Origin of the sequence: Echinicola rosea (assembly GCF_005281475.1) — a bacterium.
Classification (GTDB): domain Bacteria; phylum Bacteroidota; class Bacteroidia; order Cytophagales; family Cyclobacteriaceae; genus Echinicola; species Echinicola rosea.
This window is the reverse complement of record NZ_CP040106.1, coordinates 4,412,449-4,437,796: the sequence shown is the minus strand read 5'-3', so window position 1 is coordinate 4,437,796 and position 25,348 is coordinate 4,412,449. Positions and strand designations below refer to the sequence as shown.

General features: G+C 43.5%; 21 protein-coding genes and 2 tRNA genes. 12 read left to right on the top strand and 11 right to left on the bottom strand.

Annotation, left to right across the window (positions count from 1 at the left end; all coding sequences use genetic code 11):
• The first annotated feature begins 77 nt into the window (after window positions 1-77).
• A complete protein-coding gene (locus tag FDP09_RS17340) occupies window positions 78-506 on the top strand; it encodes a hypothetical protein (protein WP_137403865.1) in 429 nt (142 codons plus the stop codon).
• Window positions 507-517: 11 nt separating this feature from the next.
• On the top strand, window positions 518-784 hold the full coding sequence (locus FDP09_RS17335) for a hypothetical protein (protein ID WP_137403864.1): 267 nt from the start codon (window positions 518-520) through the stop codon (window positions 782-784).
• A 128-nt stretch (window positions 785-912) separates the two neighbouring features.
• Here the strand turns inward: FDP09_RS17335 and FDP09_RS17330 are convergent, their stop codons facing one another.
• The 6 genes from FDP09_RS17330 to lhgO all read right to left on the bottom strand — a co-directional run bounded on the left by FDP09_RS17330 (window position 913) and on the right by lhgO (window position 6,790).
• Complete coding sequence (locus FDP09_RS17330; protein WP_137403863.1) at window positions 913-2,151, bottom strand: MFS transporter; 1,239 nt, start codon at window positions 2,149-2,151, stop codon at window positions 913-915.
• A gap of 3 nt (window positions 2,152-2,154) precedes the next feature.
• A complete protein-coding gene (locus FDP09_RS17325; protein WP_137403862.1) occupies window positions 2,155-2,715 on the bottom strand; it encodes a cysteine hydrolase family protein in 561 nt (186 codons plus the stop codon).
• A gap of 119 nt (window positions 2,716-2,834) precedes the next feature.
• A complete protein-coding gene (locus FDP09_RS17320) occupies window positions 2,835-3,863 on the bottom strand; it encodes an alpha/beta fold hydrolase (RefSeq protein ID WP_137403861.1) in 1,029 nt (342 codons plus the stop codon).
• A 245-nt stretch (window positions 3,864-4,108) separates the two neighbouring features.
• Complete coding sequence (locus FDP09_RS17315) at window positions 4,109-4,939, bottom strand: alpha/beta hydrolase (RefSeq protein ID WP_229683349.1); 831 nt, start codon at window positions 4,937-4,939, stop codon at window positions 4,109-4,111.
• 116 nt (window positions 4,940-5,055) lie between these two features.
• Window positions 5,056-5,472 (bottom strand): hypothetical protein, encoded by a 417-nt coding sequence (locus FDP09_RS17310; RefSeq protein WP_137403860.1) that lies wholly within the window; start codon window positions 5,470-5,472, stop codon window positions 5,056-5,058.
• 115 nt (window positions 5,473-5,587) lie between these two features.
• Entirely contained in the window at window positions 5,588-6,790 is a 1,203-nt protein-coding gene (lhgO, locus tag FDP09_RS17305; RefSeq protein ID WP_137403859.1) for an L-2-hydroxyglutarate oxidase, read from the bottom strand.
• A gap of 291 nt (window positions 6,791-7,081) precedes the next feature.
• Between lhgO and FDP09_RS17300 the strand changes: the two genes are divergently transcribed.
• Entirely contained in the window at window positions 7,082-7,990 is a 909-nt protein-coding gene (locus FDP09_RS17300; protein ID WP_137403858.1) for a formate/nitrite transporter family protein, read from the top strand.
• A gap of 27 nt (window positions 7,991-8,017) precedes the next feature.
• Here the strand turns inward: FDP09_RS17300 and FDP09_RS17295 are convergent, their stop codons facing one another.
• The 3 genes from FDP09_RS17295 to FDP09_RS17285 all read right to left on the bottom strand — a co-directional run bounded on the left by FDP09_RS17295 (window position 8,018) and on the right by FDP09_RS17285 (window position 13,285).
• Entirely contained in the window at window positions 8,018-9,199 is a 1,182-nt protein-coding gene (locus FDP09_RS17295) for a class I SAM-dependent rRNA methyltransferase (RefSeq protein WP_137403857.1), read from the bottom strand.
• Between the two features lie 81 nt (window positions 9,200-9,280).
• Window positions 9,281-10,900, bottom strand: coding sequence for an ABC-F family ATP-binding cassette domain-containing protein (locus tag FDP09_RS17290; protein ID WP_137403856.1), 1,620 nt, complete (start codon window positions 10,898-10,900; stop codon window positions 9,281-9,283).
• A 1,146-nt stretch (window positions 10,901-12,046) separates the two neighbouring features.
• Entirely contained in the window at window positions 12,047-13,285 is a 1,239-nt protein-coding gene (locus FDP09_RS17285) for a Bcr/CflA family multidrug efflux MFS transporter (RefSeq protein WP_137403855.1), read from the bottom strand.
• 539 nt (window positions 13,286-13,824) lie between these two features.
• Here FDP09_RS17285 and FDP09_RS17280 point away from each other — a divergent pair.
• A complete protein-coding gene (locus FDP09_RS17280; protein WP_187328702.1) occupies window positions 13,825-16,965 on the top strand; it encodes a PKD domain-containing protein in 3,141 nt (1,046 codons plus the stop codon).
• On the opposite strand, the gene ilvA is transcribed toward FDP09_RS17280, so the two are convergent.
• Window positions 16,966-18,216: a threonine ammonia-lyase IlvA gene (gene ilvA, locus FDP09_RS17275; RefSeq protein WP_137403853.1), complete on the bottom strand. Its 1,251-nt coding sequence runs from the start codon at window positions 18,214-18,216 to the stop codon at window positions 16,966-16,968.
• A gap of 345 nt (window positions 18,217-18,561) precedes the next feature.
• Here ilvA and FDP09_RS17270 point away from each other — a divergent pair.
• From FDP09_RS17270 to FDP09_RS17235, 8 genes are all read left to right on the top strand, one after another.
• A tRNA-Asp gene (locus FDP09_RS17270) sits at window positions 18,562-18,635 on the top strand.
• Between the two features lie 107 nt (window positions 18,636-18,742).
• Window positions 18,743-18,816: transfer RNA gene (locus FDP09_RS17265), tRNA-Asp, on the top strand.
• A gap of 440 nt (window positions 18,817-19,256) precedes the next feature.
• On the top strand, window positions 19,257-19,853 hold the full coding sequence (locus FDP09_RS17260) for a DUF502 domain-containing protein (protein WP_229683350.1): 597 nt from the start codon (window positions 19,257-19,259) through the stop codon (window positions 19,851-19,853).
• A 223-nt stretch (window positions 19,854-20,076) separates the two neighbouring features.
• Window positions 20,077-21,024, top strand: coding sequence for an acetyl-CoA carboxylase carboxyltransferase subunit alpha (locus FDP09_RS17255; protein WP_137403851.1), 948 nt, complete (start codon window positions 20,077-20,079; stop codon window positions 21,022-21,024).
• Between the two features lie 113 nt (window positions 21,025-21,137).
• The gene (locus tag FDP09_RS17250; protein ID WP_137403850.1) at window positions 21,138-21,980 is read left to right on the top strand and encodes an MBL fold metallo-hydrolase; all 843 of its coding nucleotides are present in this window, start codon (window positions 21,138-21,140) and stop codon (window positions 21,978-21,980) included.
• Window positions 21,970-22,758, top strand: coding sequence for a patatin-like phospholipase family protein (locus tag FDP09_RS17245; RefSeq protein ID WP_137403849.1), 789 nt, complete (start codon window positions 21,970-21,972; stop codon window positions 22,756-22,758). Before FDP09_RS17250 ends, FDP09_RS17245 begins: the two co-directional genes overlap by 11 nt.
• A gap of 11 nt (window positions 22,759-22,769) precedes the next feature.
• Complete coding sequence (locus FDP09_RS17240; protein ID WP_137403848.1) at window positions 22,770-23,330, top strand: 1-acyl-sn-glycerol-3-phosphate acyltransferase; 561 nt, start codon at window positions 22,770-22,772, stop codon at window positions 23,328-23,330.
• 144 nt (window positions 23,331-23,474) lie between these two features.
• On the top strand, window positions 23,475-24,398 hold the full coding sequence (locus tag FDP09_RS17235) for a YihY/virulence factor BrkB family protein (RefSeq protein ID WP_137403847.1): 924 nt from the start codon (window positions 23,475-23,477) through the stop codon (window positions 24,396-24,398).
• Here the strand turns inward: FDP09_RS17235 and FDP09_RS17230 are convergent.
• On the bottom strand, window positions 24,395-25,162 hold the full coding sequence (locus FDP09_RS17230) for an SDR family NAD(P)-dependent oxidoreductase (protein WP_137403846.1): 768 nt from the start codon (window positions 25,160-25,162) through the stop codon (window positions 24,395-24,397). The two genes, FDP09_RS17235 and FDP09_RS17230, sit on opposite strands and share 4 nt — an antisense overlap.
• Between the last annotated feature and the right edge of the window lie 186 nt (window positions 25,163-25,348).

Here is a 25,348-nt window from a genome sequence, read left to right as displayed (position 1 = left end):
CGATTTAAATTAATGAAAAGTTTAAAAAATGGTGCGGATTTTTTTATTCATCGCCTGTGCGTGGCAAAGATAGGCTAATGCATGTTTCGGGTTTAATGCCGTTTAGTTATGTGTCTCTGGAAAATACGGGTTCTATATTTTTTCCTTGGGCAGTTATTTTTCTAGCTAAATTTCTAGGTGGTTTTCATCCCTTTACCTTTGTTACTTTTTTGCTTCAGGTCAAAAAAGTAACCAAAAAACCCCGCCGCTACGCCACGGCGCACAGGTGTGCAGCTATTGGCCTAAAATTAAAGCCTTCCCCCATGCAGGCAAACTCCTCCTGTCTAAAGCCAAGCAGGCCTAATTTAAAGCCAGGTAAACCTTCTTTAGCTGCCAACATTCTTTTTGGGCAGCATTTCGTCAAACAAGCCTGCCTAATTGCCCGCCCGCTTTTTAATTTCTTAACGCTCAATACCTGCAAGGCGGATTCAGTTAATAAGTCCCAAAAATATATCGCTTCCTTTTGACGGCCCTTGGTATGCCTGTTTTTCATCCGGTGGTGGAGGCCGTTAAGAAAGGGAGTTGGCTCGCGTCGTGGAACAGCGAGACCCACTCGCTTTTAGGTCGTAGCCATCGGGTGGAAATTAAAATGGGTGACGGATCCACGTCGCAGGGTAAATCCATGTCCCATTTTAAAGGGCAGACCACCGGCCTAGATTTTTTTCTTTCTTTTTTCATCAATGGAAAAAAGGAAAAGTATAAAATCCACCAAAATGGTCAAAGCCATAAAGTTAAAGTCAAATAGAAAAGAAACTCCTAGCAGGTGAAAATAGGGATATAGCCTTAACTAAACGGCATTGGTTTCGGGTTTAATCCGCCTTTGGCGGAGGATCATACAGAAGGTGCAGATGACAACAAAAAATAGTTACACTTTTATCGTAAGGTATACTTCATTGATTTCAGCTTTTTATTTCTCAGGAATCGAAAGAAAGAGATGGCAATAGCAATGGCGATTATTCCTTGGATCAGCAGTGTGGTAGAACTCCCAATGTGATTGGAGATTGATCCGACCAATAAACTTCCCAAGGGCATCATCCCAAACAATGCCATGGCGTACAAGCTGATAAGTTGGCCTCTTTTTTCCGCATCAGCTTCCGTTTGGACGATGGTCAGGCAGATAGTGGATTGGGTCAGTCCTGTGAATCCTGTGATGACGGCCAAAAATAGGGCAAAAGGCAGTAGCTCGGTGATCGAAAAAATGATCAAGGAAATTCCCAGAATAGCCGCATTGATGATCAAGATCCGGGATTTTTTGGTTTCTGGAGGCAGAGATGCCAAAAACAGGGTTCCCAAAAATGCCCCCAGACCGATGCTGCTGACCATAAAACCGTAGGTCTGTGCATTTCCCTGAAATACGGCCTTTGCGAATTCCGGCAAAAGGGTATTGTAAGGAATGACCAAGAGGCTGATGATGGCGATGTAGATCATCGTAGGGGCGAGGATGGGGTGATGCTTTAAGTATGAAAAGGTTTCTTTGATCTCGGAGAAGTTGCTTTGCTTTTTGACTTTTTTGGGTTGTGGCGCTAGCCGGAGAAATAAGAGTGAAATGATCACGGCCAAATAGCTCAGGGCATTAAGGGAAAAACAAATACCAGCACCCAGTGTACTCAGTACCAGCCCGGCTATAGCAGGCCCTATCAGCCTTGCCAAATTTACTACAGAAGAATTGAGTGCTACGGCGTTTGATAAATCGGCCGGATCGGAAAGCAGCTGGTGCACGAGCGATTGCCTGGCAGGAATGTCGAAGGCATTGATAATGCCCAGCAGGGTAATTAGGGTCAGAATATGCCATATCGTTGTGTCTCCTCTCAGCACCATAAAAGCCAAAATGGCCGCTTGCAAAAAGGAGGCAATTTGAGTGATCATGACGATTTTGTGCCTTGGATACTTATCCGATAAAATGCCGCCATACAAGGAAAACAGGAAGGAGGGAAACTGAGACACAAAGGCGGTAAGTCCGAGCATAAAGGTAGAGTTGGTCATTTCGTACACGACCCAGCTTACGGCCGTCCTTTCCATCCATGTCCCAATACGTGAAATGGCTTGGCCGGCGATGAAAATCCTATAATTGGAAGATTGGAGTGCTCTGAAGGTGTTTTGAACTTTTCCCATGCATTATGCTACCCAATCATTGGTGGAGATGATTTTTCCCCTTTCAGAAAACAACTTGTCGATTACCATGTGATGTAACGTTTCGTCTTTGTCTTGACAGGCATCTGAAATGACCGTGAGCTGGTAATCCTTATCCATCGCTTCCAAAAAAGTACAAAGCACCACACCACTCGTAGCCACTCCAGTGAGGATCAAATGGTCAATGTCCATAGACCTTAAGATCATCTCCAAGTCACTTCCTGAAAATGCACTTATCCGTTTTTTGGTCACCACAATGTCTTCTGCAAAAGGAAGTATGGACGGGTGGATTTGGCTGATCTCCGATGGGTCAAGGGTGGTTAGGTACTTCCTGAAATTTGTAAAAGATTTGTTCTTTTCACTTATTTCAGGAAAGCCATCCCGAAAACCCAATCGAACGTATATCACCTGAATCTTATCCTCTCGTGCTTTTTTGAGGCACTTGGCCACATTGTGTAAGGTGGTTTCGTGATTTGGCATGAAGTTCAGGATCACCGATTGCATGTCCATTACCAATAAAGCGGTGGAAGGGGAAGCCGTGCTCATGAATGGAAGTGTTTATTTAAATAAGTAGGAAAATTCACAAGTAAAATATACTAATTTTAAGTAAATATATCAATTAATGAGGCTTGTATCAGTTATTTTCCAATGAAGAAATGATATAACTATCTTAGTGGCTTGGCAGTATCTATAGGTTTCAAAAAGGTAATCAAGGGGGAAATGAACTGTTCGAATCGCTCAATATGGGGAAGGTGTCCAGTATCCTCTATTTCCACCAATTGGGCATCGGGAATACGTTCTTGGGTCTTTTTCCCCAACTCATCATACCGTCCCATTGTTGCCCTGACTTCTTCAGAAACCAGTGGTTTTCCCAGGGCAGTTCTGTCACGGGTACCGATGATCAGTAGTGTAGGTACGGTGATGTTTTTAAATTCATATACGACAGGCTGGGTAAAGATCATGTCGTAAGTAAGGGCTGCATTCCAAGCAATGGTCTCGTAATTGGAATTAAAGGTCCATCCGGCCAGTAAATTCACCCATTCATCGTACTCAGGTTTCCATTTATTGTCATAGTAGTTTTCTGTTTGATAGGCTTTGATGGCGTCATAGTCTTTTTTTAGCTCATTTTGGTACCACCACTCCACAGGTTTGTAGGGGACTTTTAGTTTCCAATCTTCCAACCCAATGGGATTTTCCAAAATCAGCTTTTCTGTGATTTCGGGGTACATCAGCGCAAATCGGGTCGCCAGCATACCGCCCATGGAATGGCCGAGCACAGCGGCCTGGTCCACCCCGATCTCGTCCAGAACTGCTTTGGTATTTTGGGCCAATTGCTGGAAGGTGTAATGAAATTGGCTCGGTTTGGAGCTTTTGCCAAAACCGATTTGATCAGGGACGATTACCCTGAACCCTTTCTGGGTAAGTGCCTCAATGGTGGTCTCCCAATAAGCTCCATTAAAGTTTTTGCCGTGTAGCAGGAGGACGTTTTTGCCATTGTAGTTGGTAGGTTTGACATCCATGTAGGCCATGTGGAGATGTTGACCCTGCACATTCAGATCGATTGAGTGTACGTCATAAGGGTATTGATAATTGGAAAGTTCAATATCCAGCCATTTTAAGTCTGGGTTTTGGGCAGAGACATGATATGCCACCCCAAAAAACATGACTACAACTAAAATCAAGTTCGTTTTCATAATGGTTTTCAAATGTTTTATGATTCAAAAAGGGGAGGTTACAAAAAGGGTTTATCGTGCAGTAAAAAGTAATGGTTCCTGTTGATTGATAAGCTGACTTATTTCATCTGCTTTATCAACGATCATAAAGTGTTTTCCGTTTACGATAAGGGAAGTATTTTTCCTATCAATCTAAAAACAATAGGAATTTCGAGAATAATGTTGGGCTGGAATTTACCTTCTACTTTTGCAAAAATAGGAGGTCATCATGAAATGGACTTTATGAATGCATCTATTTGCTCCATGTACCATCCTCCGAAGCCTTTGGATTCATACAGATACTGAAAACCTTGAAGGTGTGCTGCTTGGTATTGGATTATGTGACAGGTATCTCCGAGCTTGTCCTTCAACTTCAGCGCATCTTCATGTGTGGTGATGGTATCCTCAGAAGCTGTAAAAATGAGCATCGGGATATTTATTGATTGGATCGAGTTCATATAAGTCCCTGAGGCCTCAGGAAGGTCAAGATGCTTCTCCTGGGCTTGGTACTTGTCGATAATGGCTGATGTATCGGTAACATAACCTTCGCCTATGATAAAGTCTATTTTCCCTTTGATCGATGGATAAGCTCGAGAGGTGATGATGCTTCCCATAGACATGGCCCATATTCCTATCTTTTTATCTTGGAATCTGGTGTAAATATTATCCACAATAGCAGTTAAATCTGTGATAAATTCAGTGTGATAAAGCGCACTTTTATTGATTGTAAAATCATCACTTTTGCCAAATCCGCGGTAGTCAAAGGTAACTACTGTATATCCAGCCTTTGCCATGATCCATGCGTGATAAACAAAATAAGACATATTACCAGCATCCGGGTAGGCTAACACTATGACGGTGTTCTTATTCTTGGTTTTATCAGCTTCGTAAATCCAGGTGTTGAGCTTTATTTTGTCTTCAGTGGTGATTTTAAGTGCTTCATAAGGCCAATTACCAGCATCAGGTGTGCGGATATACTCCCTGTCCGGGTCAATAGCATGGACGGATTGCGAAAGGTTAATAAGTAGTAGAAAAGCAAATCCAATGTATTTCATCATGATAAAAATTTAGAATAACAAAATCCTAAAATAAGCATTATCCCATGCGTACACAATACCCAGAATGGCGTATTTTATCTAGCGGTTGATTTTTAAAAGCTTGCTCACTTGTGGTTTTAATGTTTTCCCATTTTATCCTCAAAATCTTCCGGATAGATATAGACCGCTATTTCATCCTGCAATTTGGCATAGCTAAGGGCGGAATTTAGCTGGATGTAGTATTTGTAGTCTTTTTTGGAGCGGAGGATCAGGACGATACCGGGTTTACGGTTAGTCTGGAGCCCGTACCATAGCGATTGGCCGATGGCATCTTTCCATTTGTTGGCCCATTCCACCTCAAAGGCGTGCTCATCGGTCAGCAGGTCCACCCGACCACTTTGGACTGCATACTCCCGCTCGCCGCCGATCAATGTTTGGATGGTGTCCGCATAGTCCTTTTCTTTCCATTTTTTGGTTTGGGCCAATATGGAGGAAAAGGCAAAGACGAAGAGTAAGCAGGAAAGTAGTGTTGCTCGGGTATATGTTAACGGCATTTTGGCTTAAATTTGTCAAGAGATTTGTGGCCACAAAAGTGAAGGAGAGGGGGCATACCGTCTTCTTCCAGGGTTATAGTGGTGCTTTTCCTTTTGGGTGAAGACAATTATATCATCATAAAAACCGTTTCAGTGCCCGTGCAGATACCGTTTCGCCAATGGATAGGGAAGAGGTGGCCGCTGGACTGGGGGCATTGAGGACGTTGATGGCATGGGTATTTTCGGTAATGGCAAAATCATCCAATAATCCACCTGTACGGTCGCAAGCTTGGGCACGCACACCAGCGCCTCCGTCTATGAGATCATCTTCTTTAACGTCAGGAATAAGTTCTTGCAAGGCCGCAGTAAAGGCTGCTTTCGAAAAGGATCGGTAGTATTCGCCAATACCGGTTTTCCAATATTTGGCTGCTACTTTCTGTAGTCCCGGCCAGGTAATGGCTTCTCGAAATTCTTTGAGGTTAAAATCCGTCCTTTTGTATCCTTCGCGCTTGAAGGCCATGACGGCATTTGGTCCGGCTTCCACACCGCCTTTCATCATACGGGTAAAGTGCACACCTAAGAATGGGAAATTAGGGTCAGGAACCGGATAAATCAGGTTTTTGACCAAGTATTCCCGCTCTTTTTTGAGTTTGTAATATTCTCCACGGAAAGGAATGATTTTGACATCCAGGTCAAGTTCGCCGTTCATGTCGGCCACTTTGTCGGAATAAAGCCCCGCGCAATTGATCATTAAGCGGGAAACGATCGTTTTTCCGGAAGTGATCAGCTCTGTTTGACCGGCTCTATGATGGATTTTTTTTACTTTGTGGTTCAGCAGGATTTCTCCACCCAGGGATTTGAATTTTTCACCATATGCCAAAGCCACTTTTTTATAGTCCACAATGCCGGTTTGGGGCACGTGCAGGGCCGCTACACCTTGGCAATAAGGTTCGTATTCCTTGAGTTCGTCCAATGTGATCTGGCGAGTACCTTTCAATCCATTTTGGAGCCCTCGCTTAAGCAGGTTTTGGAGCAATGGGAGCTGCTCATCTTTGGTGGCTACGACTACTTTACCCGTGATTTCAAAAGGGATATTTTCTTCTTCACAGAAATCTACCAGTTCTTGGTAGCCCTTAATGCAATTAGTGGCTTTTAGTGACCCTGGCTTGTAATACAGACCAGAATGTATTACCCCGGAATTATTGCCGGTTTGGTGTTTGGCCAGTTCGGTTTCCTTTTCCAGTACGACTACCTTAAGTTCTGGTCGCTGCTGAATGATCTTAAGGCCGGTGGCAAGTCCCACAATTCCACCACCCACAATTGCAATATCGTATGTCATATCTTTACGTCAGGTGTTTTTTGAACATTGACAAATTATGTGTTAAACGCAATAATGGACAAATATACACATAAGATTAGAGTAAAGGGGCAAGAACAAAGCGCAAAGTATGTTCAAGTTTTTATCTTCGGAAAGACCGGTTATTACAATGTTTGATAATAGAAATTACGATTGAGACGGCGAACACTAATCTAGGATAAACATCAAAGTAAATCAATTCTATATTTTATAAATTCAAACTATGAATAAAACGTATTTTGTGCGTTATTGAGATTTTAAAGCATAAAATCTATGGCCGACAAACTGGATAAAGAAGAAGTACAGCGTCAAAAGGAAGAGGTAAAGCGACAAAAGGAAGAGGAGAAGCGACAGAAAAACATTGATTCGGAGCTTAAAAAATCCAAATCTGTCTCAAATGACGGTACCAAATCCCATGGTGAGATTCTCAAAGAGCAAATCACCGAAGGATTGGAAACATACGACAAAAAACCTAGCAGCTTATTGCTCAGTTCTTTGACGGCTGGATTGGAGATAGGCTTTAGCTATTTGTTGATCTGTGCAGTTTATGCTTACTTTTCCAAATTTCTTGGTGAAGATGTCAGTTATAAGTTGACGGCATTGGTATATCCAGTGGGTTTCATCATGGTTATTCTTGGGCAGTCCATTCTTTTTACTGAACAGACTTCCTTGTTGACCTTACCCGTGCTCAATAAAAAACGGAGTGTGTCCAGTTTGTTGAAAATATGGGGCTTGGTGATTGCCGGAAACATCATTGGCGGCATGCTGATCGCTTCGCTGTTATTGTGGATTGGGCCTCAACTGGGTATATTTGACATCATAGTGGTGGAAAAAATAGCCCTTCATGCTACGGATTTTCCCAGTTTGGTGATCTTTAGCAGTGCCATGCTGGCGGGTTGGCTAATGGGGCTACTGTCTTGGCTCTTGTCTTCCTCTCGGGATACCTTGAGCAGGATTGTGATCATCTTTATTATTACCTCTATGATGGCTTTTACTGGTCTGCATCATAGCATTGTGGGGAATGTCGAGGTCTTCGCAGGTTTGGTAAGCTCTACCAATATCACCTTTGGAAGGTACCTGAACTTCCAGGTTTTTGCATTGTTTGGTAATGCGGTAGGAGGAGCAGTATTCGTGGCGCTGCTAAAGTACCGCGCTTTTGTGTATAATATCGACGTGAAGTGACGGCATTTCAAACAAACCTTCCAACCTCTACTCCACATACAAGACCAGCCCTTTCAGGTATTCCGTTTCGGTATGGAAAGCATTGATGGGGTGGTCGGCCGGTTGGGTGAGTTGCTGAAGGATACGGACATTTCGGCCCACTTCGATGGCTGCTGCAGTGATGGTATGTGCAAAGAGCTGCTTGTCCACCACTTGGGAACAGCTAAACGTAAATAGAATGCCGCCCGGTTTGATATGCTTAAGGGCTTCTGCATTCAACCTTTTGTATGCCTGGACTGCATTGTGACGCGCCTTCATGTTCTTGGCAAAGGCTGGTGGATCCAGTACGATGACGTCATAATCCTGCTCTATTTCCCGGATATATTTGACCACATCGGCCACTTTGGATTCATGCTTGCCCAAAAAATCCGGATTGAGCTGAAGGTTTTTTTCGGTCAGTTCTATTGCCTTGGCAGAGATGTCCACAGAATGTACTTCGTTAGCACCCGCTTCGAGTGCCGCGATCGAAAATCCTCCCGAATAGCAAAAAGTGTTCAGTACTTTTTTGCCTTGGCTGTATTTTCCAAGTAGCTTCCTGTTTTCACGCTGGTCAATGAAAAAACCTGTTTTTTGACCTTTTTCCCAATCAATCTCATAGTTACAGTCATTCTCTAGGACGATGTTGGTCGCGGGCTTACCGTAAAGAAATTGGTTTTCGATACCGGCAATTCCTTTCAGCGTTTCAGCACTTTTATCATAGACGGCCTTTAGTTTCTCCCCATACACGGTTTGTAGGGCCTTGGAGATTTCATCCCGGTGCTGGTACATGCCTATGCTATGGGCCTGAATGACAGCAGTGCCATTGTAATGGTCAATGATCAATCCCGGGAGTTGGTCCCCTTCTCCGTGGATGAGCCGATAGATATTTGTGCTATTACTATCGGTCAACCCGATCTTGGCGCGCATTTGATAGGCATCTTGGAGTTTTTCTTGCCAAAATGAAGCATCGATTTCCCGAGGCTCAAAACTGATTATTCTTACCGTAATGGATCCTTTTTGGTAATGACCTGTTCCCAGAAACTCATCGCGATGACTGTACACGCTTACAAGTTGGCCATTTTGGAGGTCTGGGGCTTCCTTGGCGATGGCACCTGAAAACACCCAATGGTGACGTCTTTTTAAAGATATCTCTTTTCCCCTTTTGAGGATGATCTGTGGATATTGGGTCATAGTCTATGAAGCTAAAAAATCCCTTTTTGAACCGTTTGGAATGTTCAAAAAGGGACCTGTTAATGGATTATTAAAGTGAAATCACCCTTTTTGATACATGCTTTCGCGTAAGGCTTTGATTTCATCACTTTCGAGGTAGTCATCATAGCTCATCCGTCTGTCAATCGTGCCATTAGGCGTGAATTCTATGATTCTATTGGCTGTGGACTGCACAAAGGCGTGGTCATAAGAAGACAATAAAACGGTTCCGTTAAATTCTATGATGGCATTGTTAAATGCTGTGATGGATTCCAGATCCAAGTGGTTGGTAGGTTCGTCCATGACGAGCAGGTTTGGGTTTTGCAGCATCATTTTGGAGATCATGCACCGTACTTTTTCCCCTCCGGAAAGCACAGATGCTGACTTCAGCGTTTCTTCTCCCGTAAAGAGCATTCTTCCAAGAAATGTCCTTACGTATGCCTCTTCTTGGTTGGAAGAATACTGACGCAACCAATCGATCAGATTCAGGTCGGTTTTGAAGTATTCCGAATTGTCATTTGGCAGATAAGCCTTGTTGATGGTCACGCCCCACTTGAATTCTCCCTTTTGGGTCGGGATTTCTTCCATAATGGTCTGGAAGAATTTATTCACGGCTTGCTTGGTCTTTGAGATAAAGGCGATTTTGTCTCCTTTGTCCACCATCAGGTTGACATCGGTGAAGTAGGTCGTCCCTTCATCTTTTAGCTCCAGCTCTTCGGTCATGAAAATCTGGTCGCCAGCTTCCCTTTCAGGTTTGAAGATAATGCCAGGGTATTTACGTGTAGAAGGTTGGATGTCTTCCACACTGAGTTTTTCGAGCATTTTCTTTCTGGCAGTGGCCTGCTTGGACTTGGCCACGTTGGCAGAAAATCGCTCGATAAACTGCTGTAGTTCCTTTCGCTTTTCCTCTGCTTTTTTGTTTTGATCCGTCTTTTGCTTGGCGGCCAGCTGGGAAGATTCGTACCAGAAGGTATAGTTGCCGCTGTATATCTTGATTTTGCTAAAATCAATGTCCACAATATGTGTGGATACCGCATCCAAGAAGTGCCTGTCGTGGGAAACGACGATCACCAGGTTCTTGAAGTTTACCAAGAAGTCTTCCAACCAATTAATAGTGTCAGCATCCAGGTCGTTGGTGGGCTCATCGAGAATAAGGATGTCCGGGTTGCCGAACAACGCTTGGGCGAGCAATACCCTTACTTTTTGGTTTCCGGCGAGGTCTTTCATCAGGGCATGGTGAAGGTCTTCAGAAATTCCCAAACCAGATAGCATAGCAGCAGCGTCTGATTCAGCATTCCACCCGTCCATTTCAGCAAATTCAGCTTCCAGTTCTGATGCTCGAAGGCCATCTTCTTCCGAAAAATCCGGTTTCATGTAGATGGCATCCTTTTCCTCCATAATGGAATACAATTTTTTATGGCCCATGATCACCGTCTTGAGCACTTCCACCTCGTCAAATTCAAAGTGGTTCTGCTTCAATACGGCCATTCGCTGTCCTGGGGTGATGTTGACACTTCCGGTGGTGCTGTCTTGGTCGCCAGAAAGGATCTTCAGGAAGGTGGATTTACCGGCGCCATTGGCACCGATCACACCATAACAATTGCCGGGAGTGAACTTTAGGTTTACTTCATCAAAAAGGGTTCGTTTTCCGAACTTTAAAGAAAGATTATCTACTGAAATCATGGATCGTTCCGTTGCTGTTTTTACAAGTGGCAAAGATACAAATTTAATTGGGCAGAGAAACCAATTTCACCTTGGATAGGGGAGGAAATAGGATTTTTTAGGATCAAGCGTAAAACTTGGAACGCTGATGGCGCAGATGATTAGGGTTTACGCTGATTTTTCCTTAAATCCGCATTATGGATTAGCCTATCTATTACGACCTGAAACTACTTCAAAATCAATCGCTTCGCTGCTTTTTTTTCGATTCTACCTAGCGGCAGACAGGTTCACCATCAGCCGCGACGGAGGATTCAATCTCCAAACAGCCTGATTTTCTTGTAGTTTCAGCTCTACCCGATAGCTATTGGGACAGGCCATAACGATTCATAATGCATAAAGCGGGCAATGTTGTTTAGTTAGCGTGTATCTGGAAAGATTGGTTTAATTATTTTTCTTGTTAAATTCCAAGATGGTTTTCATCTCTTTACCTTTGTTACTTTTTTGCTTCAGGTCAAAAAAGTAACCCAAAAACCCCGCCGCTACGCCACGGCGCACAGGTGTGCATCTATTGGCCTAAAATTAAAACCTTCCCTCATGCAGGCAAACTCCTCCTTTTCTAGCTGCCAATATTTTTTTGGCTAGTATTTCGTCAAACAAGCCTGCCTTTTTGCCCGCCCGCTTTTTAATTTCTTAACGCCCAATACCTGCAAGGCGGATCCATTTTATACATGTTTAAAAAAGGCCATGGATTAAAACCATAATTTTCTCAATGGACGATCCGTATTGGGAAATCTCTTTAACTAAACGACATTGATAAAGCGGGTTAAACGGGAAAAGCCAAGTAGTATAAATATAGGCTACCTCATAAATCCTCGTCATAGCGGTTCCGATGAATATCGGAAGAAGCAATCTCCTGATTACATGCAACGAAAGCACATGGAGATCACTTCGCTCCGCTCGTGATGACGGATTGTTTATATAGATGAGATATCCTCGTAACATCCTTAGCCATGGGCAACGCCCATGGTGAACTATTAGTGGAATAAAGGATTTCCTATACCAGAGAGGGGGCTATTCAATTGCCCATAAAAAAGCCGTTGATTTGTGCACCAAACCAACGGCTTCTTGAAAATAAACCGGCTGTTAATCAACTATTGTATTTCAACGCTATACGGCCATGGAGTGTTGCTTTTCATCTTCCATGGCTTTACGCTTTTTTTCTACTCTTTTTAGGTTGGTATCAATGACCAAGGTAAGCAGTCCACCTACAGCACAGAAGGTCATCATGATGACCATAGGGCTTGCCGTGCCATTGTGGAAAATGCTGACCGCTCCAGAAACCAAGCCGCCCATCGCCATCCGCATACTGCCCATCATGGCAGCAGCACTCCCGGCATTCCTGCTAAAGGGAGCCAAGGTCAAAGCCGCAGCGTTGGGATTGGCCAATCCGTGACCGGTAAGGAAAATAAACATCATTCCGATCAGCGCGTAAACATTCAACCATCCGTTCCATACACCCAGTATCAACACAAACCCAATGACGGTCTGATAGGTCAAAGCCACCTTGATGATCTGTTGGCTGGTGAATCTTTTTAACAAAATATGATTCAACTGTGTCGAGCCAATCATGGAAAAGGCCAACAGCGCGAAGATCCATCCATATTGCTGCTCGGTTACTCCATAGATGTTCATAAATACATCAGCAGATCCCGAAATGTAAGCAAATGGGGCAGCACCGGCCACACCACCAATCAGCATATAAACCAAAAATTGGCGGTTTTTAGTTACCTCTACGTACTTTTTGATTACCTGTTTAGGCCGTAATGATACTTCTTGGTCAGGTTTTGCTCCATCGGGAAGAAAGAAGTAAGCTGCCATTAAGATGACTATGGTAATGCCTGCCAAAATCATAAAAACGGTATGCCAATCATAATGCGCAGTGACAAATCCTCCGACAGTAGGGGCGATCATCGGTGATACGGCAATGACCAGCATCAAAAGTGCCATTGCCTGTGCGGTCTTGTTAACAGGGAAAATGTCCCTTACCATCGCCTGAGCAGCGACCATTCCAGCGCATCCACCGATGGCTTGGACGAAGCGCATCAAGATCAAGTTTTCCACCGTATTGCTGAGAGCACAGGCCACTGAGGCAAGGACATAGATCAGCAAACCGATATAAAGTGGTTTTTTCCTTCCAAACCGATCAAGTAAAGGGCCATAAAATAGCTGACCGATCGCAATACCGACCAAATAACTGGTAAGGGAAAGCTGCACATTGGCGATGCTTGTTCCTAGATTTTTCGCTATGGAAGGAAATCCGGGAAGATACATGTCAATGGAAAATGGGCTGATGGTACTCAATGCACCCAAAATCAAAATAACTACAAAATACTGCTTCTTGCTCATACCCTTCGGTCAATTTATGGAATCAAAATAAACTTTGTCTTACTTGCAACACCAACTTCCTTGGCTTAGTTCGCAAAGTTAGTGGGGAAATGTTGTTTTATCGTTAATTTTTGTGATAATTGATTGTGCTAATATTAATATAAAGGAGCTTTTTTTGAATTATTTATTGTGATGAGTGGTTGTTTTTTTAGTATTTTGTTTGGATTAATGGCTGTTGGTTAATTTATTGTTTTGTTTAGGTGCTCTTGAGAATAGACGGTAATACAAGAAGAAAAATAAAAAGGGCTGTTCGAATGGTATCATGTGTGGTAATGGCTGTTCTACGCAAGAAAAAAGTTTTTTGAAAAATACCTTTCATTATCAATTACCTGCAACAATTAAAAGAACAAGAGGTAATTCAGCTATCTTCCCATCAACTAGGAGGGTCGAATGCCCTGATGCGGTTCACCATTAATCCAATAGCCCAAGCCAAAAGTCGATCTGTGATTGGCGTGTATGAGATAAGTGATTTTTTCACCCTAACAAACGTCCCCGTCAGCATGAAACCGAATATTTGTTTTTATTGCTTTTTCTTATGTTTTTTCCTTGTATCGATCACTGCTGTCCAGGCACAACTTACTACAGTGGGGAAGGAGTTTTGGGTGGGATTTATGGACAATAATACCGATGGCCGGAATGGAAAGGCGGTAATCGTCATATCTGCCAATGAGGCTGCCCAGGGTACGATCGACTTGAGCGCCATTTCAGACGGGCTTACCTATTCTTTTAATTTACAAAAAGGAGAAAGCTTTACCATGCGAATCCCCGAGTATGAACAGGATTTGTTGCACCGAAAATCCGGAGAGAAGGAAAATAAAGGGATCTTCATTAGTGCTACGGGAAAGGTTTCCGTGTTTGCATTTAATGAACGTTTTAAAAGTGCTGATGGGGCTGTGGTGCTTCCCAAGAGAACCTTGGGGAAAGATTACCTTGTTACCTCCCATTACGAAATCACGCCCAATACCACACCGGGAGTCGAGATGAATATCAATGACGAAAGCACCCTTTTGGTAGTGGGCGTAGAGGATAATACCAAAGTGGAAATTACGCCGTCGGTAGGCACAGTGGATGGGAAAACAGGGGGTGTTCCTTTTGAAATCACACTGAATGCAGGTGAAAGTTATCAGCTTAAAGCCAAAGGGGACTTGACCGGGAGTCGGGTCAGGGTGCGTGATGCACAGTCTATGGATTGCAAAAACATTGCTGTTTTTGGAGGAAATAAGTGGACCGGAGTGGGCGAATGCGGCTCTGCTCCTGACCATCTTTTCCAGCAGGTGTATCCGCTGAGCACTTGGGGAAAGGAATACACCCATATTCCACTTAAGACCCGATCATCCGGTGAATTGGTAAAGGTGCTGGCTGCAGAAGATGGGACGGAAATTTCTGTAAACGGGCAAGCTGTGGATGTGCTTGATGCCGGGGAGTGGGTTCCTTTGGATGTAGGGGCAGATGAGGTGGTGACCATTGGTGGTTCCAGGGATATTTCGGTGACGACATTTTCTAAAAGTAGAAACTGCAACATATCTGGCGACCCTTTTTATGCTTTTGGTGATCCATTCATGATGGCATTGAATCCTGCTGAACGTCTCTTGAAGGATGTCACTTTTGTATCCATGGATATCGTCCAGATCACTTACCACTACCTCAATGTCATGGTAAAGACTTCCGCTACAGGTGATACGAGGCTGGATGGCCAATTCATTACGGAGGAGTTTCTGCCAGTTCCCGGCAATAGTGACTATTCGTACGCAAGGCTTAGCGTCTCGGGAGGAGTGCACCGCCTGACCAATCCTTCCGGATTTATTGCTTATGCTTATGGGTTTGGGGACTTGGAGTCTTATGGATATGCGGTAGGGGCCAACTTGGAGAATTTAGACTTTTCTACCGATACCCAGTACGATTTTGAAGTCATAGGTGACAATGTAACTTGCCTCAATGAAGAATTTACCTGGGAAATCATCCCCGATAATCCAGCTTTTGATTATTTTACCTGGAATATAGAAGGCACAGATGTATCAAAGTCCGGACAAACGATAAGGCACACTTTTGTAACACCAGGCACTTACAAAGTGACCATTTATGCCTCGGATGGTCCCACTACCTGCGACCACCTGGAAGAAATACGTTTTGAGGTAGAGGTCATAGAAACCAGTGCCGCCATTCAAGGGGTGGATTTTGTGTGCGAAGGAATGGCTCCGGTCACTTATGAAGCGTCACAAATGGAAAATATTGACCATTTTGAATGGGAAGTGAAAGGGGGAGAATTGATTTCTTCAGAGGGCAATACCGCTACCGTTCGTTGGGACCTTACAGCTGATAACGCCGCTATTTCACTATTGCCTTTTACGGCAGAGGGTTGTCCAGGCCGTGCGATCACAAAAGCGGTGACATTATGGAATCCAGAGGTGCCACCAGCTCCTAATGGACCTGAAGAGGTGTGTTTTGAAGCCCCATCAAGCGCTCATTATTCCGTGACGGATACAGAGGAACGGCACCAGTACCAGTGGTATATAGAAGGTGGTGACATCATTTCCTCCAATAATGCAGAAGAAGTGGAAGTAATGTGGAACGCTTCTGCTACCAACAGGGAAATTTGGTATGAGGCCTTTCATGAAGACGCCACACAGTGCAGGGTAGTTTCTGAAGTGTTGGAAGTTGAAATGCTAGCGGCCATTTCAGTGGCAGAAACTATTCAGGATGTCAGCTGTCATGGAGGGGGTACAGGTGAAATAAGCCTAGAAGTAACTGGCGGGAAAGGGCCTTATTCCTACTCTTGGAGCCATGATGAATTATTGGATGATCCTTTGGCCGTGGGGTTGGAAGCGGGAAGCTATCAGGTGACCATCACCGATGCGCTGGGGTGCCAGCTCGTTTATGATGATTTACCGGTGGGAGAGCCAGATCAGCTAAGGGCAGCGGTAAGATCAAATTCTGGGACAAGCTGTTATGAATCGGCAGATGCCGAAGTGGAAATCAAGGTCATAGGAGGCACCCCTCCTTATCGGATTGATCGCGCGAATGCCGTGATAGTCGATGATGAAATTCAGTTGGAGTCATTGGAGGCGGGAAGATATGATTTTACCATTTCCGATAACCACGATTGTCATACCACTTTGGAGGTGGAAGTTTCAAAGCCTGAACCTTTGGAGGTAGAAGTAGCAGTACGCCGTAGGAGTTGTCCGGGAGAATCTGGGGGAGAGTTGCTTGCCGTACCTTCTGGTGGGACAAGCCCATACCAATATACTTGGGACTTTGGTGCCCAAACCAATGCTGAACTCACAGGAGTGCCCAAAGGAGCGTACACCGTTACCGTACAAGACGATCGCGGTTGTATCGCACTTGGTAGTGCATCAATCCATGAAAAGCCACCAGTGGTAAGAATGCCCACGGGCTATGCCCCAAGCGGTGAGGGAGTTAACAGGATCTATCAGCCTGTTTCCAGCTGTCCCATTGATTTTACATTAAAAATATACAACCGATGGGGAGAGCTGATTTACTTCGGGTCCCAGGGGTGGGATGGGAGCATAAATGGTAAAATGGCCACCAATGATGCCTATACCTATTTTTTGGAATATCATTACCGTATGGACGGGGAGCAAATTAGTCGACAAAAGCGAGGGGTATTCACTTTGGTCCAATGATCACATGAGCAGGGTCAGCAAATCCAAGTTTTCGTTAAGGTAATTGTACTTAAATCGGTTTTCCTTTAGTCGCTCAAATATTCCAGCGATATGTTCAGGGTTTTTGAGCTCAATACCGACCACAGCGGGTCCGTTCTCACGATTGTTCTTTTTGGTGAATTGGAAATAGGCGATGTCATCATTAGGGCCAAGGATTTTGGAAACGAAATCTTTGAGTGCTCCAGGGCGCTGGGGGAATTGGATCATAAAGTAGTGCTTAAGCCCCTCGTAGAGCAAAGATCTTTCCTTGATTTCTGCCGTTCGCATGATGTCATTATTGCCGCCACTGACCACGCAAACCACATTTTTGCCCCTGAGCGCATCCTTGTCGTACAGGGAAAGGGCTGCCAAGGTCATGGCTCCGGCTGGTTCTACCACGATGCCTTCGTTGTTGTACAGGTTTAAGATGGTGGTGCATATTCTGCCTTCTGGTACCAGTAGCATTTCGTCCAAATTTTTACGGCAAACTTCGAAGGGAATATTGCCCACCTTTTTTACCGCAGCCCCATCGACAAATCCATCGATTTCATCCAGAACGGTGTTTTTCAGGTTTTGGATAGAAGTCAACATGGAAGGTGCCCCTTTGGGTTCTGTACCGATCAATTTGGTCTCAGGACTGGTTTCCTTGAAATAGGTACTTACCCCGGCGGCCATACCACCGCCACCAATGGGAAGGAAAAGATAATCAATCGGGAAATCGGCATCATCCAGCATTTCCTTGGCAATGGTCCCTTGTCCCTCGATGACCTTGGTATCGTCAAAAGGATGCACGAATACCGCTCCTTTTTCTTCACAATAAGCAGCTGCCGTTTGGTAAGCATCATCATACGTATCTCCAGAAAGGACAATCTCTACCATGTCCTTTCCGAATAATTTCATCCTGTTGATTTTTTGGGCAGGAGTGGTGGATGGGATGAAGATGGTGCCTTTGATGCTCAGTTTTTTGCAGGCAAAGGCTACCCCTTGGGCATGGTTTCCTGCGCTGGCACAGACCACTCCGCGTTTTTTTTCTTCTTCAGAAAGGGAACTTATCTTGTGGTAAGCGCCCCTGATTTTATAGGATCTTACCGCCTGCAGGTCCTCTCTTTTCAGGTACACCTGACAGCCGTACTCCTCACTTAGCTGTTCGTTGAACTGCAGTGGAGTGGTATTCAGTACTCCTTTGAGTGCCTCGCTTGCCTCGATAATACCTTGAAAAGAAACTTGATTCATTGAGCAGATATTTATTTGGATAAATGGACTACAAATATAAAAGGTTAAAAAAGGTTGAGGAAATTTCCGTGAGATAATGCGGGGGACAAGTGTAAACTTCCCGGCAAAACCATGGTCATTATTTGAGATAGCAGCAAGGGAGCGGCATAATCTCGAAAATTATTGAGCTGAAAAAGAGGGGACTAAATGATAAGAAGGTATTTTTTTTGATGTAGGTTTTGCAATAAAAACAAGAACTACTACCTTTGCATCACTTCAAACGAGGAGTTGGAATAAGAATTGAAATTCAAACATTCTAAAACCTTTAATTTTCGCAGAAAATATAGGTTTTGGTTGAAAAATAAAGGAGTGGTAGTTCAGTTGGTTAGAATGCCTGCCTGTCACGCAGGAGGTCGCGGGTTCGAGTCCCGTCCATTCCGCTTATATATTTCATTCTTATTGGATATTAACGGTGATAGTTCAGTTGATTAGAAAGTCCTGACGTGTCGGGATGATTGCTGAATCGAGTTCACTTAGAAAAATTAAAGGAGTGGTAGTTCAGTTGGTTAGAATGCCTGCCTGTCACGCAGGAGGTCGCGGGTTCGAGTCCCGTCCATTCCGCAAAAGCCTCACGAAAGTGGGGCTTTTTGCATTTATAGGGTTTTATAACCTAGTTATTTTAGCCGTGTTCCCTTCCTATTAGCGCAAAAACCGGGTCAAACGGAAAAGTTGGGGACTGCCAGTTTTCTTAATTTGCAAAATCAAGGACAATTAAAAATGCCACTTAGTCTCCAATACACCAAGTAAATGCTGTAAGCTGGAATTGAAGGAATTTATGATTGCTTAGTAACTTAGAGCCTTGGTGGCGTATTACTGGCCCGGTAAGACAGCAACTTATTGCGCCCCTAGAAATATTGTTTGATCCTTAATTCAGGCTAGAACCTGATACACACCAATAGTGCTTTATTCCTTTTTCATCCATTTTGATGGTATTCAAAACATGACTATTTTAGGTGAAACTTTTCTGTCACTACGCATTTTCCCATTTTATAATGAAGGTAATGATGAATTTTATCAATAAAACGCTAAAAGGCGGGGTGTTTTTTTTGATTCCGCTGATATTAAGCTATGTGCTTTTAGGAAAAGTGGTCAATATTATTCATCCTTTGGCATTCAAGATTTCCCAGTCACTGCACGAAGATCAGGAAAAGATTCTTGATTTCAGTTATGTGATGGCCATCATTTTGGTGATATTCCTTTGTTTTATATTAGGACTTGTTGCCTCATCTTCGGTGGGAGTGTCGTTTGTTACTTGGATTGAAAACAATATTCTTACCATGTTTCCCGCATACCGCTTGATGAAAAGTACCTTTCAGTCTGCAGCAGGGATCCGTGAAAACAAAGACCTTCCTGTGGTATTGGTGCCGATGGATGGCTTGGTTTTGGGATTTTTGGTGGATGAGCTTCCTGAGGGGGATAAATTGGTATTTGTCCCGGGGTCACCAGATCCGTGGTCAGGGAACTTGATCATCTACAAAGCCTCGCAAGTAAAGCCTACCAGTATGACCCAACCGGAAGCATTAAGGATCCTGAAGCAGACGGGAATTGGTGAAACCGACAAGTTTATTAAGAGTATTTACCAGAACAAAGTAAAATAACAATGGTTTGCTGAAATGATAAAACCATTAAAAGAAAAATATTGAATATGTCTTATTTTTTGTGTCTAAAGTGAATGAATTCAAGTTGTTGATTTTAAAACAATTATCCTTATATTTCGCGAAATCTCAGAATCAGCAACGGGTATATTTGTAAAGACAGATAGTCCAATGATTTTACTTCGGGATAATCTTTTTATCTTTGTCCTGTTAAAAAAATGTAAATATGGTCTTAGAATTTGAAAAGCCGATTGCTGATTTAGAGCTTAAACTTCAAGAAATGAAGGAATTGGCTAAAGGCAAGCAAATCGATTTGTCAGCCGATATTGAGTCATTGGAGGAAAAAATACAAACTTTGAAAAAAGAAACATTCCAAAATTTAACCAGATGGCAACGCGTACAGTTGTCCAGGCACGCAGATCGGCCTTATTCATTAGATTACATTTATGAAATTACCAATGATTTCATTGAGCTTCATGGTGATCGCACTGTAAAAGACGACAAGGCGATGATTGGTGGTCTTGGAGATGTCGATGGCAGATCAGTGATGTTTATAGGCCAACAAAAAGGAAGGAATACCAAACAGCGCCAAGAGCGTAATTTCGGTATGGCTAATCCGGAAGGATACAGAAAGGCCCTTCGGTTAATGAAAATGGCGGAGAAATTTGGCAAGCCTATCGTGACCTTGATCGATACTCCAGGAGCATTTCCGGGCCTGGAGGCAGAGGAAAGGGGGCAAGGAGAAGCCATTGCCCGCAATATTCGGGATATGTTCATGCTGAAGGTTCCCGTGATTTGTATAATTATCGGTGAAGGAGCATCCGGTGGTGCGTTGGGCATTGCCATTGGTGATAAGGTGATGATGCTGGAAAACTCTTGGTATTCGGTGATTTCTCCAGAAAACTGTTCTACCATCCTTTGGAGAAGTTGGGACTATAAGGAGCAGGCCGCAGAAGCGCTGAAGCTTACCGCTTCGGATATGCTTGGCAATAAGCTGGTGGATGCGATCATACCTGAACCCCTTGGTGGTGCGCATAAGGATATGAAAGCCATGGCAGTAAACCTTAAGGCCGCCATTACCAAAGCGTTAAAAGAACTCGACAAAATCAAGCCTGAAAAGAGAATAGAAGAACGTATCAATAAGTTCTCGGCCATGGGCGTGGTAAAGGAATAATTCTTAATCAATAGACAAAAAAACCTCTGTCGATGCAGAGGTTTTTTTGTCTATAGGGATTTTATAATCTTGATGAATACTCATTCTGATACAAACCAAAGAACAACAGGGCAATGAAACTTCATGTGATCAATACCGGCTTTTTTAAATTGGATGGTGGAGCCATGTTCGGAGTGGTTCCCAAGACACTGTGGCAACGAACCAATCCTGCTGATGAAAACAATATGTGTACTTGGGCGATGAGGTGCTTGCTCGTGGAGGAAGGAGACCGATTGGTTCTGATCGATAATGGTATTGGAGACAAGCAAAGTGAGAAATTCTTTTCCCATTATTATTTACATGGAAATGACAGCCTTGAAGGATCGTTGAAGAAGGTAGGGTTTCAGCTGGATGATGTGACGGATAATTTTTTGACTCACTTACATTTTGATCATTGTGGTGGAGGGGTACGGTACAAAGCAGGAACCGATCAGCTAGAAATGACCTTTAAGAATGCCCAGTACTGGAGCAATGAGGACCACTGGACCTGGGCCACGCAGCCCAATGCCCGGGAAAAAGCTTCTTTCCTGACGGAGAACCTTCTCCCTATGCAAGAAAGTGGTCAATTGAATTTCCTTGATTTGGAGCAGGGAGAATTATTTTCAGGATTTAGCTTTTTTACCGCAGATGGCCATACCGACAAACAGATGATCCCAAGAATCCAATACAAGGGAAAAACCATTATCTTTGCAGCGGATTTGCTTCCTTCGGTTGGCCATATCCCACTGCCATATGTTATGGGATATGATACGAGACCATTACTGACGTTGGAAGAAAAGCGGTTGTTTCTGGAGGAAGCCGCAACAAATAAATATATCCTTTTTCTGGAGCATGACCCTGTCCACGAATGCTGTACAGTGAAAATGACCGAAAAGGGCGTAAGGCTAGACAAAACATTTTCATTGAGTGAACTCTAATCGGAATATCGGCATAGCACTTTCTGGAGGTGGTGTAAGGGGAATTGCCCACCTTGGTATTTTGAAGGCATTGGAAGAAATAGGCATCAAGCCCAATCGCGTGTCGGGGACCAGTGCGGGAGCAATTGTGGGTGCACTCTATTGCCAAGGATTAAAACCAGATGAGATTCTTGATATTATCATCAATACCAATTATTTCAAATTTATGAGACCGGCCATCAGCTGGACGGGAATTCTTAAAATGGATTCCCTAGAGCAGCTTTTTGAAGTGCATTTGCCTGAAAATACGTTTGAAAGTCTCCAGATTCCCTTAAACATCACGGCAACCGAAATCAGTAGGGGAAAAGTCGTGTATTTTTCCCAAGGGGAATTGATCAAGCCGCTGATGGCTTCTTGCTGTATTCCGGGGATATTTGACCCTGTGCAGATCGACGGGAAGTTCTATATTGACGGTGGAGCATTGAACAATCTGCCTGTAGAGCCCCTCGAAGGTCGCTGTGAGGATATCATTGGGGTAAACTGTAACCACCTTCACGAAGAAGACAATGTCCCAAATATGAAGCGGTTGATCGAGCGAACTGTGATCATGTCCATGAACTATAATGTCTATACACGTAAAAATAAGTGTGACTTTTTTATCGAACCACAGGGACTAGCCCGTTATGGAGTTTTTGATATCAAAAAAGCAGCAGATATCTTTGCAGCGGGATATGAATCTGCCCAGCGTTTTATTACCTATAATGAAGGATTGATAAAGTTGGGGGAAGTAAATCAATAAAAGGAAACTTGATGATGAAGTTATTGGCTCGGTTTGTCTTTTGGCTGACCGGATGGAAAGTGAAGGGAAATTTTCCCAAGGGTTTAAAGAAAGCCGTCATGGTGGCGATTCCGCATACCAGTAATTGGGATTTGCTGTATTCCCGTGCGGCCTTTTATATTCTGGATGTGCCCGTAAGGTTTACGATCAAAAAGGAAGTGATGGTGGGGCCTTTGGGGTGGTTTATCCGTGGTCTTGGAGGGATGTCCATCGATAGGAAAAAGATAGCCGGAAAGCGCAAGCAAACCTATACGGAAGCCATGGTGGACCTGATCAAAAACAGTGATGAGCTCGTCATGATGGTGACTCCAGAAGGAACCAGGAGTTATGCGAAGCGTTGGAAAACGGGCTTCTATCATGTAGCGGAAGGGGCAGGCGTACCGATTGTCATTGGATTTTTAGACTATAAAAAGAAACATGCTGGAATAGGTCCTGTCATTTATCCCAATGGTGACCTGGAAGGACAAATGGAAGATATCAAATCTTTTGGTCGGACGGTGACAGGCAAGTACCCTGAGCAAGGGATTTTGTGAGCTTTATCGTTGTGGTAGAAGTTTCTCTGACCTGAAGTAGGATAAGATCACTTTATCCGGTGAATTATTTTTTATTATGGAATAAGGTTGTGTATGTGCTCTTGAAGGCATACATTTTGATATATTTTTATAAACCAAGACCTTATGATAAAGAAGCTTAGAAAATTTACCATTTTTACGATATTAATTGATAGTGTTAAGGCATTTGGGCAGAGTGATTCCATGACATTTGCAGCAAGTATAGCCTTTTATACGATCTTTAGTATGCCGGCTTTATTGGTTATAGTGCTAAATATTGGCGCTACTTTTTATAATAAAGGCGAAGTCAGGGATGAGCTGCTGACACAAATATCCGATCTCAGCGGCATGGAAATGGCCACGATGCTGGATGAAATCATCTATAATGCTGCTTTGGATGTGGATGGTTTTTGGGCCAGGATCATTGCCATAGCGGTGTTGCTGTTCAGTGCCACTACGGTTTTCGTGAGTTTACAAAATAGCATCAATCACATTTGGCACATTAAGCCGAAGCCAGAAAAAGGATTGATTAAGTTTATCGTCAACCGTCTGCTAAGCTTTTCGATGGTAGCTTCCATCGGGTTTGTGCTATTGATTTCATTGGTGATTGATACAGCCATTGTGATCTTTTTCAATGAGCTATCCACGTTATTTGATGGACTCTCCAGCTATTTGGCTGCTATTACCAATTTTGTCATTACACAGGCCATGATGGTCTTGATATTTGGACTCATGTATAAGATATTGCCCGACGCCCAGGTGAAGTGGCGGTCAGTGTGGTTAGGTGCTGTATCTACGATGGTGCTTTTTGCCTTGGGTAAATACCTGATCGGGTTTTACTTGGGCAATAGTGATATAGGAAGTGCCTATGGTGCTGCCGGTTCGTTGGTGATCTTTTTGGTTTGGGTATATTATTCGGTGATTATTTTTCTTTATGGAGCACAGATTACCTATTATATCGCCGAAAATACAGGAAAGGGCATCCGCCCAGTGAAGAATGCCGTGAAAATCGAACTAAAGGAAATTGGTAATTCGGATGAAGCGGACTAACTGGTAAATCCTCCATCCACCGTAAAGATACTTCCTGAGATGTAACTAGCAGCAGGAGAAGCCAGGAAAAGTGCCAAGGCCGCTATTTCTTCCGTTTTTCCCAAACGCTTGATGGCAAGTCTTTTCATGATGATTTCCATAATTTGGTCGTTGTCCCAAAGTGCTTTGCTAAAATCCGTTTTGATGATTCCGGGACAGATAGCATTGACACGAATCTTTTGTTGCCCCCATTCCTTGGCGCACACCTTTGTCAGGGAGTGGAGAGCAGATTTGCTAACACTGTAAATGCCCAGTTGAGGTTCTGGAGAAAGTGCACCGATGGAGCTGATGTTGATAATAGATGCCTGCGAAGATTTCCTTAGATGGGGAAGGCATAATTTGGATAGCTCAAAGGGTGCTTTTACGTTTACATCCATGATTTTATCAAAAAGCTCCAAGGAAGTTTCCTGCACAGGGCCGAAATAGGGGTTGGTTCCGGCATTGTTTACCAAGATATCTATTTGCCCATATGCGCTGATGGTTTGCTCCACCAAATTTGCCAATTCATCAGGGTGGCCGACATTGCAGGCTATTCCCATGATATCATAGCCTTTATCATACAACTTTTTAGCAATTTCATCCAATTTCTCTTGGTGTCTGCTGCAGATGACTACTTTTGCTCCAGCAGCGGCAAAAAATTCAGCTATACTTAAGCCAATTCCCTTACTTGCGCCAGTAATGAGCGCTACTTTATTGTTTAGGGAAAACAACGATGATAGGTCCATTTGCTTATGGGTTTTGATCAAGAAAAATGATTTGTTTAAGATAGAAAATTTGGGGAAATAGTTTGTGTGATTTGGTGTTAATTTTTCTGAAAATAGTAGATCACGGGAAAAAATTGGAAGTACGTTTTATTGGTATGTTGCGTTTCTATGGTCGTACTGGTAAGCTGATTCGGGATCAAGCGTAAA